14 protein-coding genes and 2 pseudogenes are annotated in these 18,376 nt (G+C 59.4%); 4 read left to right on the top strand and 12 right to left on the bottom strand.

The window, feature by feature from the left end:
- The first annotated feature begins 229 nt into the window (after positions 1-229).
- Positions 230-685: a hypothetical protein gene (locus ACAM26_RS07900; RefSeq protein WP_369613390.1), complete on the top strand. Its 456-nt coding sequence runs from the start codon at positions 230-232 to the stop codon at positions 683-685.
- A 364-nt stretch (positions 686-1,049) separates the two neighbouring features.
- Entirely contained in the window at positions 1,050-1,598 is a 549-nt protein-coding gene (locus ACAM26_RS07905) for an HD domain-containing protein (protein ID WP_369613391.1), read from the top strand.
- 8 nt (positions 1,599-1,606) lie between these two features.
- Here the strand turns inward: ACAM26_RS07905 and ACAM26_RS07910 are convergent.
- Both ACAM26_RS07910 and ACAM26_RS07915 read right to left on the bottom strand, forming a co-directional pair.
- Positions 1,607-1,747 (bottom strand): annotated as a pseudogene (locus ACAM26_RS07910) (Wadjet anti-phage system protein JetD domain-containing protein); the annotation flags it as partial.
- Between the two features lie 141 nt (positions 1,748-1,888).
- A complete protein-coding gene (locus tag ACAM26_RS07915) occupies positions 1,889-2,629 on the bottom strand; it encodes a hypothetical protein (RefSeq protein ID WP_369613392.1) in 741 nt (246 codons plus the stop codon).
- 174 nt (positions 2,630-2,803) lie between these two features.
- Here ACAM26_RS07915 and ACAM26_RS07920 point away from each other — a divergent pair.
- Both ACAM26_RS07920 and ACAM26_RS07925 read left to right on the top strand, forming a co-directional pair.
- Positions 2,804-3,382: pseudogene (locus tag ACAM26_RS07920) on the top strand (IS701 family transposase); the annotation flags it as partial.
- 72 nt (positions 3,383-3,454) lie between these two features.
- Positions 3,455-4,629, top strand: a protein-coding gene (locus tag ACAM26_RS07925) for an IS3 family transposase (RefSeq protein ID WP_369613393.1) whose coding sequence is annotated in 2 segments (ribosomal slippage) — positions 3,455-3,707 and positions 3,707-4,629 — 1,176 coding nt in all. Because the reading frame shifts where the segments join, the coding sequence is not laid out codon by codon here.
- Positions 4,630-4,682: 53 nt separating this feature from the next.
- On the opposite strand, the gene ACAM26_RS07930 is transcribed toward ACAM26_RS07925, so the two are convergent.
- The 10 genes from ACAM26_RS07930 to ACAM26_RS07975 all read right to left on the bottom strand — a co-directional run bounded on the left by ACAM26_RS07930 (position 4,683) and on the right by ACAM26_RS07975 (position 18,369).
- Positions 4,683-5,790 (bottom strand): IS3 family transposase gene (locus ACAM26_RS07930; RefSeq protein WP_369613394.1). Its coding sequence is split into 2 segments (ribosomal slippage): positions 4,683-5,538 and positions 5,537-5,790, totalling 1,110 coding nucleotides; the frame shifts between segments, so codons are not numbered across the junction.
- A 297-nt stretch (positions 5,791-6,087) separates the two neighbouring features.
- Positions 6,088-7,851, bottom strand: a complete 1,764-nt coding sequence (locus tag ACAM26_RS07935) for an ADP-ribosylglycohydrolase family protein (RefSeq protein ID WP_369613395.1) — start codon at positions 7,849-7,851, stop codon at positions 6,088-6,090.
- Positions 7,841-8,536, bottom strand: a complete 696-nt coding sequence (locus ACAM26_RS07940; RefSeq protein WP_369613396.1) for a DarT ssDNA thymidine ADP-ribosyltransferase family protein — start codon at positions 8,534-8,536, stop codon at positions 7,841-7,843. Before ACAM26_RS07940 ends, ACAM26_RS07935 begins: the two co-directional genes overlap by 11 nt.
- Positions 8,533-9,933, bottom strand: a complete 1,401-nt coding sequence (locus ACAM26_RS07945; RefSeq protein WP_369613397.1) for a UvrD-helicase domain-containing protein — start codon at positions 9,931-9,933, stop codon at positions 8,533-8,535. The genes ACAM26_RS07940 and ACAM26_RS07945 overlap by 4 nt, the downstream gene beginning before the upstream one ends.
- Before the next feature lie 73 nt (positions 9,934-10,006).
- Positions 10,007-11,056 (bottom strand): HTH domain-containing protein, encoded by a 1,050-nt coding sequence (locus tag ACAM26_RS07950; RefSeq protein WP_369613398.1) that lies wholly within the window; start codon positions 11,054-11,056, stop codon positions 10,007-10,009.
- Positions 11,046-14,036 (bottom strand): type I restriction endonuclease subunit R, encoded by a 2,991-nt coding sequence (locus ACAM26_RS07955; protein ID WP_369613399.1) that lies wholly within the window; start codon positions 14,034-14,036, stop codon positions 11,046-11,048. The genes ACAM26_RS07950 and ACAM26_RS07955 overlap by 11 nt, the downstream gene beginning before the upstream one ends.
- Complete coding sequence (locus ACAM26_RS07960) at positions 14,023-15,438, bottom strand: hypothetical protein (RefSeq protein WP_369613400.1); 1,416 nt, start codon at positions 15,436-15,438, stop codon at positions 14,023-14,025. Before ACAM26_RS07960 ends, ACAM26_RS07955 begins: the two co-directional genes overlap by 14 nt.
- Positions 15,438-17,570: an N-6 DNA methylase gene (locus ACAM26_RS07965; RefSeq protein ID WP_369613401.1), complete on the bottom strand. Its 2,133-nt coding sequence runs from the start codon at positions 17,568-17,570 to the stop codon at positions 15,438-15,440. Before ACAM26_RS07965 ends, ACAM26_RS07960 begins: the two co-directional genes overlap by 1 nt.
- 9 nt (positions 17,571-17,579) lie before the next feature.
- Positions 17,580-17,795 (bottom strand): helix-turn-helix domain-containing protein, encoded by a 216-nt coding sequence (locus ACAM26_RS07970; protein ID WP_029917984.1) that lies wholly within the window; start codon positions 17,793-17,795, stop codon positions 17,580-17,582.
- A gap of 160 nt (positions 17,796-17,955) precedes the next feature.
- Positions 17,956-18,369, bottom strand: a complete 414-nt coding sequence (locus ACAM26_RS07975) for a gamma-glutamylcyclotransferase (protein WP_369613402.1) — start codon at positions 18,367-18,369, stop codon at positions 17,956-17,958.
- Positions 18,370-18,376: the final 7 nt, after the last annotated feature.

Raw genomic sequence — 18,376 nt, forward strand, 5'->3', positions numbered from 1 at the left:
CCCGATGGTGATGAGCTGGGGTGCGAACTCGCCCGGGCCTGGCTCGCCGCGACCCGGGCGGGGCGCTGGCGTCTGTCGGTACAGACACGGGCCGCGCTCTGTCTGTTGGGTGGAGATGCCTCGCCATGGGAGACGCTGATCGCCAGCAGTTTCGCCCGTTCCGGCGGTCGGCTGCGTTGGCATGGCTGATGACGTGCGCGTTTTGTCTCCTGCGGGAGTACATGGACCGATGAGCTTGCAATGGTTGGTGCACGGATGGCGTGTGATGATGGGGGCGCTGTCGCTGACGGTGCTGCTCGGTCTGACCGATGCCCTGGCCCAGGATGGACTGCTGCTGACACCGGGAGAGCGCCAGGGCATCGGTTATGTGAGCGGTGGGGTCGGACTCGACGAACGTCGTTATCTCGATACACGCCTCGGCATCGACTACAACCTCAAGCTCGAGTTCGCGCTGCGCGACGGTCGCTATCTCGGCGACGTCGCGGTCGAGATCCTCGGCGCCGATGGCGGGCCGCTGGTGTCGCTGCATTCCCCCGGGCCCTGGCTGCTGCTGCGCCTGCCGGAAGGGCGTTACCGGATTCGTGCCCGGACGCTGTCGCGCTCCTTCGAGCAGTCGATCAACCTGGAGTCAGACACCACCGGAACTCTGATCTTCAATGGCTGGCGGGACACACCCGTGCCTTGACGTCGCGCGCAAGCGCGGCCATGTCGTTCAGCCTCCGCTCCTCCTCCCGCTGTCGCCGTCCCGTCGAACCCTTGGTCGGCCTTGCGACCCGGATCACCCCTTGACCTCGTTGGCGGATGCCGCTCTGGTGATCGCCGTGGCGTGGGATTGTCATCGGTGATTCGGGGTTGAACAGCGCCCGCGCCTTGTCGCAGGATTCCATCAATCATCGCCGCATGTGGCCTTGCAAGGCCCATGGACGGGGGGCGTGATGCTCTGGATGCGAGACGGTGCCCGGCGGGTCCATGCGTGCCCCGTGCCTGTCGTCTCGTTCCGTTGGCCAAGGCCGTCGTCCGGGATGTGGCGGCCCCGAGGAGTGAAGAAGATGACGACGATGCAGTATGAGTCCCTGGCCGACTTCGTGCGCGCGCTCGATTTCGCCGCGGACAAGCACCGCGACCAGCGCCGCAAGGACGAGCGTGCCTCGCCCTATATCAACCACCCGATCGCCCTGACCCGGGTGCTGATCGACGAGGCCGGGGTGACTGACCCCGTGGTGCTCTGTGCCGCGCTGCTGCACGACACCATCGAGGACACCGCCACCACCGAGGCCGAGCTGATCGAGCACTTCGGGGATACCGTCACCGCCGTGGTGCTCGAGGTCAGCGACGACAGGTCGCTGGCCCAGCACGAGCGTAAACGGCTGCAGATCGAGCACGCCCCGCAGCTCTCCGAGCAGGCCCGCTTGGTCAAGCTCGCCGACAAGATCTGCAACCTGCGCGACATCCTCGACTCGCCCCCACCGGACTGGAGCCGTGAGCGCCAGCGCGCCTATTTCGACTGGGCCGGACAGGTGATCGACGGCCTGCGCGGGACCCACGCCGCGCTCGAGGCGGTCTTCGATCAGGTCCATGCCCAGGGGCGTGGGCTCTGAAACGATCTCTACGACAGCGCCGTTAGCGCCTGCTCCAACCAGCTGAACCCCACCCGCTCCTGCTCCAGGCGGAGTCGTTCGCCGAGGCACTGCTCGACCAGGTCCTCGAACAGCGCGCGCTCGTTCGCGTCCAACCGACTGAGCGGCTGGGTGAACTGTCGAGTTAGTTATCTGGCGCCGGATCAGTGGAATTGGTCACCCTGGGCACGGTGAGGCGTGGACATGGTGATCGATGCAGTCACTCGCTGAAATTTATCCGACCGCCCATCTTGGCCGCTACACACATCCCGTCAGATCACCATCTCGTCCCGCACTCGCTGCGGCGGCCAGCGCCAGGCGATCCAGCGGCGGTACATCGGTACCCAGAAGCGATAGGTCGGGCCGTCGCGCTCCAGCACCTCATCATCGGCCAGGTGCTCCAGGATACGGAAGATGTCTGCGCGGGGGAGGGGGAGCCGGTTCTCGGTCATGGCCGCCTCAATGCCGTCGATGTCGAACTGGCGGCGGTTGTGGTCATCCGTCGCCCAAGCCAGCGCCGCCAGCACCCGGTGCGTCTGCGGGTCGCTGTCCTGCCAATGGTTCTCGAAGGCTGCGTTCGTCTCCAGTTGCACAACCGTGTTCACGGCCCGCGCGAAGTCGGCGGTGCTGACATAGTTGCTGCGCTCCTCGCCACAGCGCGCCTGTTCGTTGAAGGCGTTGATCAAGGTCGCGCCGATCAGCTGTAACAATAGGGGCTGACCGCGGGTAAGCTGGTAGCCCTCCGCCAACACCGAAGGATCGTACTCCAGGATGCCGTCGGCTGGCTTGGTCAGCACTTCCGCCGACTCGGCCTCGGTGAGATAGCTCACCGTGCGGAACTGCGCCGTATTGAACAGGATGGAAAAGTAGTCCCGCGCCATCGCGTGCAGCCGTGTGGTGCCACAGAATAGCAACACCACCGGATACCGTGGTCCCTGCATCAAGGCCCGCAAGAAACCCGGCAACAGTTCGCCGAGGCGGCGCTCCGGCATCAGGTCCGCCTCGTCGACCATCAGCAGGAAGCGGCGACCGGCAAGGTCCGGTTTGGACGCGTCCAGAAACGACTTGAAAGCGGCGTAGGGCTCGGTCGAGTCCAGCGTCGGCGCCGCGCCGCCTTGCTCTACTACTACAGCCGCACATTTTTTGTGTTGTGATATGTAGACTCAACGGCTTAATTTTCAAACAACATGAAGTACAGCGAGGTCTCTGGCTGGGAGACGGAACTGGACAGGATCCATCAGCGCCTGGCGGACTGCTTTCGTCGTCCTGAGCCGCGCGCCCGAGCGCGGGGTTATCTGCAAGGGCTGCTGAAGACAGTGCCACGCAAGAACGGTTGGCAGCTGGCCGAAACCTTGGGCGAACGGCGCCCGGACGGGGTGCAGCGGTTGCTCAACACGGCACGCTGGGACGCCGAGGCGGCGCGCGAGGTGCTGCGTGCCTATGTCGTCGAGGCGCTGGGCGACGCCGAGGCGGTGCTGATCGTCGATGAGACCGGTTTCTTGAAGAAGGGCACGCACTCGGTGGGGGTGCAGCGCCAGTACAGCGGCACGGCGGGCCGGGTCGAGAACAGTCAGGTCGGGGTGTTTCTGTGTTACGCCAGCCGGCACGGCGCGGCCTTCATCGATCGGGCGCTGTACCTGCCCAAATGTTGGGCGAATGACCCCGCACGCTGCGCTGAGGCCGGTGTCCCGGAGCAGGCACACCGCTTCCAGACCAAACCAGCCCTGGCGCGTACGATGCTCGAGCGCGCACTCGATGCCGGGGTGTCAATGAGGTTCCCCCCGAATTTCGTCCCCCAAGGATTGACGTAGACTGACGATCAAACCTTGGAGAGCACGATGCAGAAGATCCCGAAGCGGGTATACACGCTAGAGTTCAAGGAGCAGGCGGTCAAGCGGGTGCAGTCGGGGCGCAGTATCGCCTCGGTGGCGCGCGAGATGGGCCTGGTGGAGCAGACGGTGCGCAACTGGGTGCGGCGCAGCGAGGCGGGGAAGCTGGAGTCGAGCGCGGGCAAGGCGGTGACGCCCGAGGAGATGGAGCTATCGCGGTTGCGCGCCGAGGTTGCCGAGCTTCGCGAGGAGAACACGATCCTGCGAAAAGCGACGGCGTACTTCGCGAAGGATGCGCTGTGAAGTACGCCTGGATCGATGCGCATCGCGGCGCGCACGGCCTGCGTCGGCTGTGCGCGCTGCTGGGCGTCAGTGCCAGCGGCTATCGGGCCTGGCAGCGCGGCGGCCAGCGCCAGGGGCTGAGTGACGCGCAGCTGACGCTGCTGCTGCAGACCCTCCACGCCGAGAGCGGTGGCGCCTACGGCAGTCCGCGGATGGTGCGAGCGTTGCGCGCCCGCGGCCTGAGCGCGAGTAAGGCGCGTGTGGAGCGGCTGATGCGTGCGCACGGCCTATGCGGCCGTCATCGGCGTCGCTATCGCGTCACGACCGACTCGAGCCACCGTCTTCCCGTCGCCGAGAATCTGCTCGCCCGGGACTTCCGGCCCAGCGCCCCGAATCAGGTATGGAGCGCCGATATCACCTACCTCTGGACCGACGAGGGCTGGCTCTATCTGGCCGTCGTCCTCGACCTGTTCAACCGCGAGGTCGTCGGCTGGTCGATGCGCGCCCGCATGGACGCCGAGCTGGTCATCAGCGCCCTCGACATGGCCCATGCCCGGCGCCGGCCGCCACCAGGGCTGCTGCACCACTCCGACCGGGGCAGCCAGTACGCCAGCCACGCCTTCCAACAACGCCTGCGCCGCTACGCCATGCGTTGCTCGATGAGCCGGCGCGGCAACTGCTGGGACAACGCCCCGACCGAGAGCTGGTTCAACAGCTTCAAGCACGAGCGCGTCTTCGGCGAGCGCTTCCCGACCCGCGAGGCAATGCGCGCCACGGCCTTCGAGTACATCGAGGTCTTCTACAACCGCAAGCGACTGCACTCGACACTCGGCTACCGTTCACCCGTCGAGTTCATGCAACAGTGGGAGGCGAGACAGCGCCGCGACCAGACGGTCGCATGAGACCAACCCCTTGGGGGACGAAAAAACAGGGGAACCTCATCAACTCCCCCTTTTTAGGTCCATCCATAAATAGACACTGCGGCATGTCCGCGGCGGTTGAGAAACTCGATTGGTGAAAGATCGCCGAGCGATTCGTGCGGTCGGCGCAGGTTGTATTCGTCGAGCCAGTCGTCTGCCTGTTGGCGAACCTCCTCGAGGGTGTTGAAGAGCCAGGCATCGAGGACCTCGCGGCGGAAGCTGCCGTTGAAGCGCTCGATGAAGCCGTTCTGGGTCGGTTTCCCGGGGCTGATGAAGTCGAGGGCGATGCCACGTTCGGCGGCCCAACGTTGGAAGGCGGTGCTGGTGAACTCCGGTCCGTTGTCGAGACGCAGACGCTCGGGGCGCCCCCGGACACTGATGACCTGCTCGAGTACGCGAATGACGCGCGCCGAGGTCAGCGAGACGTCGACCTCGATACGCAGCGCCTCACGGTTGTAGTCGTCGATGAGGTTGAAGGTGCGATAGCTCATGCCGCTGCTCAGCGCATCGCTCATGAAGTCGGCCGACCATTGCAGGTTGGGACGGATCGGTTGCACCAGCGGTTGCGGCGGGCGGAGCGCCCGGAGCCGCTTGCGCCGACGCCGCAGATTGAGCTTGAGCGCGCAATACACCCGCCAGACCCGCTTGTGGTTCCAGGGATGTCCGGCGCGGCGTAGCCGCACATAGAGCTTGCGAAAACCGGCGGATGGATGGCGCTCGGCCAGCGCGCTCAGCGCCTTGATCAGCGGCCCGTCGTCACGCGGGCGAGCGTGATCGTCGAGCACCGAACGGCTCAGCCCGAGCAGTCGACAGACGCGCCGCTTGCTCACACCCTCGGCCATGGACTCACCCGCCAGGGCGCGGCGCGCCCTGGCGCTCAGCGCTTTTTTCGACGATCTCCTTCAGGATCTTGTGATCCAGGCTCAGATCCGCGTACATGTGCTTGAGCCGGCGATTCTCCTCCTCCAGCGCGCGCAGCCGCTTCAGGTCCGAAGCCTCCATCCCCCCGTACTTCGAGCGCCATTGATAGAAGGTCGCCGCGCTGACGCCCAGCTCCCGGCACACGTCCTTGACGGCTACTCCAGACTCAGCACGACGCAGTGCGTCAACGATCTGCTGCTCGCTGTACTTGCTCTTGCGCATGTGGGCTCTCCTTTGCTCGACCACCATCATGCCGTCGGTCTCTACTTTTCGCTGGACCTATTTTTGGGGAAGGGGACACGACTGCACCCGCTTGACCGCCTGCTCCTTGAACTCCAGCGTGTATACCCGCTTCGGGATCTTCTGCATCGTGCTCTCCAAGGTTTGATCGTCAGTCTACGTCAATCCTTGGGGGACGAAATTCGAGGGGAACCTCACGACTGGAACTCGACCAGGCTGCCAAGGGCGTCACCGGTGAGCTGTCCAAGGAGGCAGCCCTGGGCACGATTATTTATCAAGTCACTGCCCATCGGCCGAAAAGACCTCGACGACATTGCCATCCGGGTCAAGACTTCTGAAAAAAAGCATCCCGGATTTTCCCCACGGAGCCAACACAGTAACTATCTGCAAATCGCTCTCTTTAACCCACCGAAAGCGCTCAGCAATGTTCGTTGCCTGAATGTAGAGCATCGCTCGCAGTTGCATCCCTTGAGGGACATTGTTCGTGTAGCTCAAGGGAACCAAAACGAGTCCTTGGTCGAAAACAACCACATCCGCGCTCTGTTTCTTCACAGTTAAGCCGAGGCAGTCACGATAGAACCAAATGGCTTTTTCGAATGAGGCCACAGGTATCTTTGAACCGCATCCACGACTTTTAGAAGGCTGCTGGTGAGGTAAGCTGGTTTGCTTCAGGTTGTTGGCTATTGGCTCGAAATCGCCCTTTGAAATCTTGTTCAGGTAGATGATTTGGCCGTCGTCGGTGGTCAAACGTCGGAATTCGACTTTGAACTTCCCGCTGCGTCCGATGTAATCACGCCCCCGATTTACCTTGGCCTTTCTTCGGTCAGGGAGACTGACTTCGCTCGAATCAGGAGCAATTACAACTTCATCAACCCAATTCTTGAGCAAGGATCTCTTGACAACTCCATGAGTAGGCTTGTCTCCAATATGTCCGTTTGCTAATCGAAATGCATTTTTCTCGATGTAGGCAGCGTCTTGAATGCCTTGCTTCACAGGGGATAGCCAGTCGGGGCCACTAATGCAGCCGAGCAGACCACCCGTCATTGAGGCGATTGTATCGGTGTCTGAACCAATGGCGAATGCGGCTTTTACCACGCCATTAATTGGATCGGTAGCGTGGCGGGATGCCAGGTACACTGAGGCTATCGCAGCAACGGTTCCAGCTCCGCTTATCTTACTGTTGAAGCATTGGAGTTTTTTCAGTACATCGTCATCGAGACTCAAAGCCCCTTTCGAGAGTTCAGCTCGGCAAACTTCAAGATGGTCCATGACCTCAGCTTTGGTCGACTCCCAAAGTTTAATATAGTCCTGAAGGCTTTTTTCCGCTTGGCTCCGCCATTCTGGCGGAATGCTTGGTGTGGCCGGAAGAGCAGACCAGAGATCGACGTTCTTGATCAATTCTTCCACCAATTCACCATAAGCCAGTTTCGAATCCTTTCGAAAAGCCGCCCAAAGCGCGAAACCGTAAGCCAAAGCGCCTAACAGCGCCCGGGGGTGTCCATGTGTTGCTATACCATCAAGGAAAATGTTGGTGGCTATTTTGGGGAATTCCTTTTCGCCCAGAAGCAAGACGTGAGGGAGGACGCGCATCGCGACACCGTTTCCGCCCGCGTCATAATATCGCTTCACATCCTGCGGCTTCCGGCTAGAACTCCATGGCATGACACCATCCAGCCATGACTCCACAGCTCTTTTGGTTGCTCCGCCACCACCACGTTCATAAACGGACCAAAAGGGTAACTCCACCTGTGTGAAGTGTTCCCACCACCTTTCACCTTTCTGCAAAGACCGACTGAGACACAGTATGAGTTGGGTGTCGTCGCTGTACTCACCTTCCTCAATAATCTCTTCATGAGGAAAAAAGCGGCCGCCTGAACGTCGAGTCCATCTCTTAAAATCATGCAGACGCCCTTGGGTTTGTTGTGAGGCGTTTGATTTGGCAATTCGCTCATTGGGCCAACCCAGTGCGTCACCAAAAGCAGCACCAAGCATGGCTCCTACGCCTTTGCTTGCTTTTAGCCTTATTGTGTTGTTATCGGTCATGTAGACCTCCGTTTTCATATATCGTTTCCGTCGCTCGGACTCCGCTTTGAATCAACCGCGAAAGCGATGCCTTATTGAAAAAGTCCGGAGCGATGTAAATTGGTTTGTCGAGTGTTATTCCCTGGATCTCCAATCTGCATATTTCCCGATGGACCTGTTCTTCTGTATGAACGGCAATACCGATAATTGAATCAAGTGGAATCGGGTCTTTAAGGAGAACTTCCGCCTGAATATCGGTTGGTGCAGCGGGAAGATGTCTGGCAGGACGGGAAAAAGTAATTCCTGGGGATGTATCCGCGTAAAGTGATCGAAACCCGTTTATCCCTGTTTGGATATAAGCACCCCGAGCCCGAGCGGCATTGCACGGGCAAAAGCAAGTCTCAGGGTGCCACAGGTAGCTGGGATCGATCATCAACACTACCCAGTCCTTGAACAAGTGATCTTGTTCCCGGACTTTCGCGAAGTAGTAGGTGTTCGGATATTCGATAGAACAGCAAATCAGATCATCCCGCCCGTCATATCGGTCTGGGTCGGTCGGATTATGCGGCATATCATACTGCTGAAGCGTCCGCTTCGAACAAAGCCCGAGAGGATCGTCAAAAATATGAGCGAGGTTTCTCGACTGCGTAAAATGGCAGGCCCGAGTGATTCCACGGTTGGCGCACTCTTGTTGAATCAAGTTCATGGCTTGACCCTCTGGTAGAGTGATTCGTCAACGGGTAGCAGTGACGTAAGCTCACCGGTGTAGAGCAGAATCAAGTTCGTTTTTGCTCTTGTTACCGCTACATAAAGAAGTCTTCCATCATGCGTAAGACCATCCTCTTCCCCGTGAGAGTCTATGTAGCCTGGATCGGGAAGATTGTCCGCATCCAAGAAAGGAAGTATCACTACGTCAAATTCAAGCCCCTTAGCCGCGTGATAGGTGCCATGGTAAATTCCGGGGCCGTCATTCCATACTTGGAGGTCGCGGTGCAATCGTGTAGCGTTTGCTCCCAGGGCGGAGCTGAAAATCCTCTCCTGGGCTCTATCCTTTACGAGTATGGCAACACTCTGGGTTTTCCCAGCGCCTCTTGCTGCCCGTAGTGCGATTTCAACTTGCTGATCCTTGTCAGTGCAGTCGACCACGGTAGGCAAGGCACCGTCGGCCCTTGGTGATGTGGGTTCAACCAAATCAGGAATATCCTGAAAAAAAGGCATCCTGGAAATGGCCAAACCCAACTGGGCGATCTGTTTTGTATTTCGATAGTTTTCTTTGAAGAACCACTGCTGTGGGATGTTCAGTCCTGCAGAGCGCCAGCTCATCCGTTGTCCATAGATTTGCTGGGCAACGTCCCCGAAAAACGAAAGTGAACCATCCTCGGGGATTGCTGCCGCCAGCGAGCGAATCATCTCTGGGGAGAAGTCTTGCCCTTCATCAACGATTATGTGCTTATAAAAACGGGCCGAGGAATCCTCCTCGAACTCTTTTCGCACAGCAATAGCTATGTCATCCCAGTCATACAATTTTCCGGCGGCAGTTCTAATCTCGAGATACTTGTTGAGAATCTCGTACATGACCGGCCTAAGCTTGCGAGAAAGATTTGTGCCGATACGCCCAACGCGCTCCACTTCCACATATTCCTCTTGAGAAGTGATCCCATGGCAGAAAATCCACTGGATTTCGTCAGAGAAAAATTCGAGGGGCCTCTTAAAGAATTTTGACGGTTCGTAGCCGGATTCGACTGCTTTGACTGCTTGGGAAATGAATGCGTTTCTGTAGTCAGGATCGCAAATACAATTCCTACTCATTTTCCCACGGTTGTTGAGATAACCACGTGCGAATGTATGGTAGGTTTCAACTTGGACATTCTGTAGCTCGATAGGCTTGAGATACTTAAGATAGGTGACAAGTGTTTTATTAAATGTCAGGAGCAGCGTCCTTCCAGCATGTGGCATCGACGGCTCGGACAGATAGGCAGCCCGATAGAGCGCGAGTGTCGTTTTACCGCTTCCAGCAGTTCCGAGCACGGCAGTGTGCCCTGCTGAAGGCATGTACAGCACTTCGCGCTGCTTCTTGATAGGCTTTGGCAGATTTCCCCTCATTACGCTCTCACCTTTTATTTTTGCGCCTCGTATTTCGAGCTGTGATCGTATTTTTGAGAACCTTTCGCAGCCTTTATTTCACGTTCCCTCCCAGAGCAAAATCCTCATCAATCTCGAACAGATCCGGTGTGGAGCGATGGACGCCGATGCCATGTTCCATCAACAGCATCACAAGCTGTTCCCCGTTCATCAGCGCGATGGGGGTCTTGTCTGCCTGGGCGGCCTCCTTAACGGCTCCTGGGCTGAAATCGCTGGTGGTGATGATCAGACCTTGCTCGTGCGCTCCGAGGCTGCCGCGTACCTGCTGTACCACCGGGGCCTGGATGTTGTTCTTGAGCTTCCATTTCTTGACCTGGGCGGCCATCTTGATGCGGACCACATCGCCCACCACCAGGGTGCCCCGGACATCGATGCCGCCGTCACCGCTGAGCTTGGTCACCTCGACCATCTCGAAGCCCATCTCCGCCAGCAACTGCGAAATGAGCTCCTCAAACTCGCCGGGCTTCATGGCCAGCAAGCGCTCGCGCAGGGCCTTTCGAACCTGGTGGTTGTGCTGCTCGATCTGGAACGCCAGTCCGCGCCCCATCCATTGGCTGAGGCCCACATACCCACGGCCGTGCTGAACGAAGCGAGGGCGCTCACCACGTTTTTGCTGGCGCTTGATCTCGGTGATCACCTGGGCGTACATGGTGGCTTCGGGCGTTTTGCCGCCTGTCACCAACCATCCTTTCGCCAGGGCCTTCTCGGTGATCTCCTTGTAGTGCATCGGCTTCTTGCCACCGAACTCCTCAAGCACCTTCTGAGCGCAATCTGTGAAGGAGAAACCCACGCTTGCAGGAGAAGGTTTTGGAGCCTCTTGGACGGCCGCAGGAACCGGCCCAGCGCCGCTCGGTATTTCAGCGGAATCCCGAAGCGCGAAGGTCTGAGGACCGACCTTTACAAAGGGTGACTGGTCTCCGTTGTTCTTGATGTCGGAGTAGAGCCGGGCGCTGACGGTGGCGTCTGGGGTCTTTCCTTCGGACTGCCAGAGACCGGCAGCCATGATCTGCTCGGCGATATCCTTGGCGTGCAGTTCCGTTCCGGCCTGCTGTAAAACCTGAATGGCGGCTGTCTTAACGTCCATGGCTCGCCCCCGTTGCAGATTTATTGGCCTGTTGCTGGTAGGTCACGCCGAAGATGGTATCCCCCAGCCATTTCTTGAATGACGGGTTGTCGCTGAACTGCTTGAACAGCTCGGTGTGGTCGGACAAAAGGTCGATCATGACCCGCTGCAGCGCGGCGTCGTGCTCGATCCGGGCGGTCTTCTTGTCGTTGTTCTTCATGGCGTTCTGGTAGGCCGCGTCCGCCGCCACCTTGGCCGGGATCTCCTCGGCGATGACCTTGCGGATCTTGTCGCCGTCCTTCCACTCGATGTTGCCGAACTGGTCGTTGAACGCCTTGATGATGTTGCTCAGTTGGTCCAGCTCAGGTTCCGGTTTGCGGCCGCCGCCGCTGGTCGGCACCGGTCCGATTTCGGCATCCTGATCCGGAAGGCCAATCTTCAGGCTGGTTTTCACCTCGACACGGTAGCTGTCCATGTCGATGGCCTCCAGGATGCCCCGGGACAGGTCCTCTTCCTTGGGCGCGGGGAGTTTCGGGATCAGGACATTCAGAAAGATCGACAGCTTTTCCCAGTCGGCATTCGAGTACGCCAGAATCGAGGACAGAAAGCCGTAGGTGCGGACGAAAGCCTTGGCCTTGCCCTTGAAGTCCACCTGGCCGTCTTCATCGAGATCGGCGTTGTAGGTGGCCACGCAGGCATCCAGGATCGGGTCGAGCTTGTCGCGATCCGAGCCGTTCAGGTAGAGCCCCACCAGGTCGTCGATTTGCACCTGCGAATAGACCTGGTAGCCGTCCAGCTCAGACTTCAGATCGTGGAGCTTGTTGGGGTCGGTCTCGTCGCTGAGGATGGTGGTCCGGTAATAGGGCTCGAACGACTTCTGGATGGTCTCCGAGTCATTGTAGAAATCGAGCACAAAAGTGTCGTGCTTCTGCGGATGGGCGCGATTGAGCCGCGAGAGAGTCTGCACCGCCTTGATGCTGGAAAGCGCCTTGTCCACGTACATGGTGTGCAGCAGTGGTTCGTCGTAGCCGGTCTGATACTTGTCGGCGACGATCAGGAAACGGTACGGGTCCTGCTGAACCTTGTCCGGGATCTGACTGCTGGGAAAGCCGTTCAGGGTCGCCTCAGTGACCTTTTTGCCGCCGTACTCGTGCTCCCCGGAAAAAGCCACGATGGGCTCGTAAGGGCTCTTGCGCTCCTTGAGGTAATCCTTGAAGGCGTGGAAATACTGGATGGCCCGCACGATGCCGTTGGTAATGACCATGGCCCGGGCCTGGCCGCCGATCTTGCGGTGGCCGATCACCTGGGCGTGGAAGTGGTCCACCATGATCTCGGCCTTCTCGCGGATGGCGTGCTCGTGCGACTCCACATAGCGGCGCAGCTTTTTCTGGGCCTTCTTGGCGTCGAAGAGCGGGTCGTCCTCCACCGTTTTGGCCAGACGGTAGTAGCTCTCCACCGGGGTGTAGTTCTTCAGCACATCGAGGATGAAGCCCTCCTGGATGGCCTGCTTCATCGTATAGCTGTGGAACGGATGGTGCTTTACGGTGCCGTCCGGCTGCGGGTCCGGCTCGCCGAAGATCTCCAGGGTCTTGTTCTTGGGGGTCGCGGTGAAGGCGAAGTAGCTGGCGTTGGTCACCATCTTCCGGCCTTCCATGATCTTGTTGATCTTGTCCTCGGTATCCAGTTCGTCCCATTCCGCCCTGTATTCACCCGGCTTCTCCGCAACGGCCATGTTCATCGCGGCAGTGGTCTTGCCGCCCTGGCTGGAATGGGCCTCGTCGATGATGATGGCGAACTTGCTCTTGCGGTGTTCGTCGCCGATCTCATCGAGGATGAACGGGAACTTCTGCACGGTGGTGATGATGATTTTCTTACCTGCCTTGAGGAAGCGGCGCAGGTCGCCGGAATGTTCGGCATGGCCGACGGTGGCGGAAACCTGGGCAAACTGCTTGATGGTGTCGCGGATCTGCTTGTCGAGCACGCGCCGGTCGGTGACCACAATCACCGAATCGAACAACGCCTTACTCTCGTGCTCAAGCCCAACGAGCTGGTGCGCCAGCCAGGCAATGGAGTTGCTCTTGCCGCTGCCCGCCGAGTGCTGGATCAGGTAGCGCCTGCCGACGCCGCTCCCGGCGGCATTGGCCAGCAGCATGCGCACCACCTTCAACTGGTGGTAGCGGGGGAAGATCTGCTTGTACCTCTTTTTACCGGTCTTCTCGTCCTTTTCCTCCACCACCTGTGCGTAGTTTTCCAGAATGTCGGTCAGGCCCGCCTTGGAGAGGGACTCCTTCCACAGATAGTCGGTGGCAAGCCCGGCCGGGTTGGGCGGATTGCCAGCGCCATCGTTGTAGCCCTTGTTGAAGGGCAGAAACCACGAGCCTTTCCCCTTGAGGTGGGTGCAGAAACGCACCTCGTGATCATCCACGGCGAAGTGGACAGCGCAGCGGCCGAACTGGAACAGCAGCTCCTTCGGGTCGCGGTCGCGCTGATATTGCTGCACGGCATCGAGCACCGTCTGCTTGGTGAGTTTGTTCTTGAGTTCGAAGGTGGCGATGGGCAGGCCGTTGATGAACACGGCCATGTCGAGGGAGAGCGCGGTCTCGTTGCGGCTGTAGCGGAGCTGGCGGGTGACGCTGAAGATGTTGGCCGCGAACCGTTCGGCCGCCTTCACGTTACCCGGGGTCGGCGTGCCGTAGAAAAGGTCCACATGGGCCGGGCCGTGCTTGATGCCGCCGCGCAGCACGTCTACCACGCCGCGCTTGGCGATCTCGCCCTGAAGGCGGTGCAGGAACTGGGTGCGCTTGGGGCCTTCCTCGTCGATGCCGAGAGCCTCATAGGTATCGGGCTGGGTGGCGGCGAGAAATTGCAGCAGCTTGGCCAGGTCGACGGCGTGTTCCCGGTCGTAGTCCTGCGGGTCGCCCTGGACGTATCCGGCCTCTTCAACAAGGGAGGCGACGATGATCGATTCCAGGCCCTTTTCGCTGGTGTCAGTCGGTTTCATCCATGTCCCCCTCGTCATCGATCACGTCATCGGATTCGGCCGTGTCCTCATCCAGCGCCAGCAGTTCGTCCTCGGCGACCTCCGGCACTTCGATGCCGCGCACATCCACCTGGCCGGTGACCACATCGGAAATCAGCCGGGTGCGATATTCGCGCATCAGCTCGATCTCGCGTTGGGCGCGGGAAATGGCCTGGTCGATCTCGGCCGACTTTCCCTGGATGTGTTCAAGAATTTCCAGTTGCTCATCAATTGGTGGCAGACCGATTGGATAATTTTTCACAAAATCCGATGGAATCCGCTGCTGGCCAGCCGCACCGGTCATGTATTGCTCGCCCAACAACAGGAATTGTTTGGTCGATGTGAGGAACCGAAGAAAAGCGCCGTCGATGGCCTTTGAAGGGCGAAGAACGATCAGCTCTGTAGTGCCAAAGCCGAAATCAGATTCAAGCCCTTTGAGGTAAGCTCCCTTGCCGTTTTCAAAACAGGGAGTAATTTTCGCGACAACCACATCCCCGCGTCGGAAATAGGTAAAGCCATTCCAGACTTCGGACAGCGTGCGTTTTTCGGAGCAGTCGATATCCCCATTGACGGAGATGTTCTCCATGGGAAGAAAGACAACCTTTTCTTCATCCGCCGGATTCGCTCGTGTCTCAGATTTCGATGGATTGAAGCTGACCACGCGTTTGAGCTTCGTGGCATCCCAGTGCTCCGGAATATCCCCGATCCATTCCACACCGCTGGGCTTGAGTTTGACCTTGGGATCGAGCCCCCGGGTCACGGCCTGGTTGATGACGTTCTGCTTCTGCTCCTTGAGCAGTTCGATGAGCCGCCGCTTGTTGCGGATGAATTTGCGGAACAAGCGGTCTTGCGCCTTCAGGAATCGTGCGATGGTTTGCTGCTCTTCCTGCGGAGGGCAGACCACCGGCATGCTCAGAAATTTATCGGGATAGAGCCTAAGCCGGGAAGAGCGAATACCCGTTGACCGGCAAATGTATTCCGAGCGATATCCTTCAATCCGCAACAGGTGATCGAGAAAATAGTTATCGTAGGCATGGCTGCTTCTTGGCCGGTAAACGCCATAGGCGGGACTCACGATTCCGTCGTGGTTCGAGACACCCAATGCAGACATCCAGGCCCACATCGTATTGATGACCAGATCGCCAGGTTGGCAGCGCTTCTGGCCGACATTCGACTCGGCCTTGAACATGGTCACGTTCTTCTGGCTGCGGGGTGTCACTCCCGTGATGTGCGACACCGAGAGCATCTCTTCGTCGCCTGTCTGGGAGCGCTCATCAACCTCTTTGAAGTAATACTTTGCCCGCTTCTCAGGCCAATGCGCGGGAATGCTCCCGACCCAGCTCACTCCTGCGTCCTTGTAATCTGGATAAGGGGCCAGCTTCATCACTCAGCCTCCCCGACAATCTGTTCCAGCAATCCCTCGGTTTCCTGCTCCAGGGCGTAGATGTCGGCTTTGATCTCATCCAGCGTGCGCATGGGCGCGGGCCTGTAGAAATGGCGGGTGAAGGAGATCTCGTAGCCCACCAGCGTCTTGCCCGGGTCGATCCAGGCATCCGGGGTGTAGGGCAGCACCTCGCGCCGGAAGAATGCCTCGATGCCACCTTCTTCCAGCAGCGGCACCTGCTCGCTGTCGCGCAGGGCGGTATCCGGCTCGTATTCGACCACGCAGGTCTTGCCGTTCACCTCGGCCTCGAACAGGCCGTGGATGGGATCGGGTGTGGCCTTGCCGGGTTTGTAAATTTTCTTCAGCACCGGCGCGGCGTCCTCGCCGGTGTCGCAGAGCTCGCTTTGCAGCAGCTTCTTGCGCTTGGCGGTGAGCTTGACGCCGTGTTTGTCGGCATCGGTGTCGCAGGCGTCCATGAAGGCGTTGAAATCCAGGTGCGGACCGGCTCCGAGGGTCTCGGCCACGCGACTGGCCAGGTTGGCCAGCGGCTCTTCCTTGGCCTTGGCGCAGGTTCTCACAAACCGTTCCAGCCGGGCCGGGCTCAAGTCAACGGCGAGGCGCAGCGGGCGGTCCACTGTCACCTTCCAGTAGCCGAAGGCCTCGTTGGGGAAGATCTTGGATTTCTCGGTCTCTACCGGATTGACCACCAGGTCGCAGATGGCGCGGATGTGTTCCTCGGAGTATTCGCAGTTCTTCTTGCCGAGGTTGCGGCGCAGCGGCACATACCATTCGGTAGCGTCGATGAGTTGAACCTTGCCCTTGCGTTCCTCGCTCTTGCGGTTGGTCAGTACCCAGATGTAGGTGGCGATGCCGGTGTTGTAGAACATGTTCTCCGGCAGGGCGATGATGGCCTCCAGCCAGTCGTTTTCGATAATCCAGCGGCGGATGTTGCTCTCACCCTGACCGGCGTCGCCGGTGAAGAGCGATGAGCCGTTGTGAACCTCGGCGATGCGGCTGCCGAGGCGGGTGGTGTGCTTCATCTTGGAGAGCTTGTTGACCAGAAACATGAGCTGCCCGTCCGAGGAGCGGGTGATCATCTTGTATTCCGGGTCGCCGCCGTGCTGGGTGACAAAGCGCGGGTCCTTGATATCACCCTTGCCGCCCAGGCGCTCCAGGTCGGTCTTCCAGCTCTTGCCGTAGGGCGGATTGGAGAGCATGAAGTCGAATTCCTGCGACGGGAAGGCATCGCTGGAGAGGGTGGAGCCGTACTTCATGTTCTCGGCCTCGGCCCCTTCGCCTTTGAGGAGCAGGTCGGCCTTGGAGATGGCGTAGGTTTCCGGCTGTACCTCCTGGCCGAACAGGTGGATGGAGACATCCTTGCCGTGGCTTTCGGCCAGTTCGGTCAGGCGCTCCTCCGCCACGGTCAGCATGCCGCCGGTGCCGCAGGCTCCGTCATAGACGAGGTAAGTGCCCGATTCGATGTCGTCGGCCACCGGCAGAAAGATCAGGTCGGCCATGAGCTTGACCACGTCGCGAGGGGTGAAGTGTTCTCCGGCCTCTTCGTTGTTCTCTTCATTGAAGCGGCGGATCAGCTCCTCGAAGATGGTGCCCATCGAATGGTTGTCGAGCGCTGGAAGGATCTCGTTGCCGTCCACGTCCTGCACCGGTTTGGGACTGAGGTTGATGCGGCCGTCGAGGAACTTCTCGATCAGGTGGCCGAGGATGTCCGCCTCGATCAACGTGGGGATCTGGTTGCGGAACTTGAACTTGTCGAGGATCTCCTGGACGTTGGGCGAAAAGCCGTCCAGGTAGGCTTCGAAATCGGCCTTGAGTTGCTGTTGCTTGGCACGGTTCTTCAGGTCGCGCAACGTAAAGGGCGAGACATTGTAAAAGGCCTCGCCGGAGGCCTGACAAAGGGCAGCGTGCTGGTTGGCGATCCCAGCCCCGTCGAGCTGCTTCTTCATGCCAAGCACCTTTTCCTTGCTCGGTTCCAACAGCGCGTCGAGGCGGCGGATGACCGTCATCGGCAGGATCACGTCGCGGTACTTGCCGCGCACGTAGACATCGCGCAACACGTCGTCGGCAATGCCCCAGATAAAATTCACGATGCTGTTATGGATCACATGGTTCATGGCCCGTCGTTACTCCTTGCGCTTCTTGTCGGTTTCTACAGGCTCGGCCGCGCCGCCAGCCTTGACCCACTCGTCCACTTCATCTTTCTTGAACTTCCAAAGACGACCCATGCGGTGGGCGGGCATGCCATGCTTGTCGATCCATTTGTAAACGGTGTCGTTGCTGACCCCGAGGTACTTGCAGATCTCGGTTATTGATAACCAGCGGTCTTCCATCTCGTTCATTCTCTTGCTCCACGGGCGTTTTGGTTGTTTGCCACGTCCGCCAGAGGCGAAACGGGAGAGACTGGATGCACCTCTCCCAGGTTAAAAAACTCCATCAATATACAAAGGCACTCCGTGCTATGTCAAACGATCTTTGCCGATTTGAGCCGATTATTTTCTATCACGCTCGATGCCAGACGCCTGTTCCGAGCCTGCTCCCGGTGTCGATGCGCGGCATCCAGTAGGTCCAGGCTGAAATCGAGGTGCGTCCGGACAGCACCGCCACCATCACCCGCTGGTACATGCTGTGCCCGCCGGGCCGGAAACCTTCCAGCCGGTCGATGGGCGGCAGGTCGCGCTGCGGGTCGGTGAAGGTCGCCAGCTCTCCGTGGATCAGATCCCAGTCACCGGTCGGGCGGCCGAAGCGCGGCGTGCCGATCTCCTGCTGCCTGCGGGCGTCGGCCAGTGGATCGGCGCTGCCCCGGGCCAGGATCAAACCTTCCGGAACCTCAAGCGCCGGAAACCCGGCGTGAAGATGGTAGTGAGTTTCCCCCCGAATTTCGTCCCCCAAGGATTGACGTAGACTGACGATCAAACCTTGG

It is taken from the genome of Marichromatium sp. PS1 (assembly GCF_041155115.1).
GTDB classification, from domain to species: domain Bacteria; phylum Pseudomonadota; class Gammaproteobacteria; order Chromatiales; family Chromatiaceae; genus Marichromatium; species Marichromatium gracile.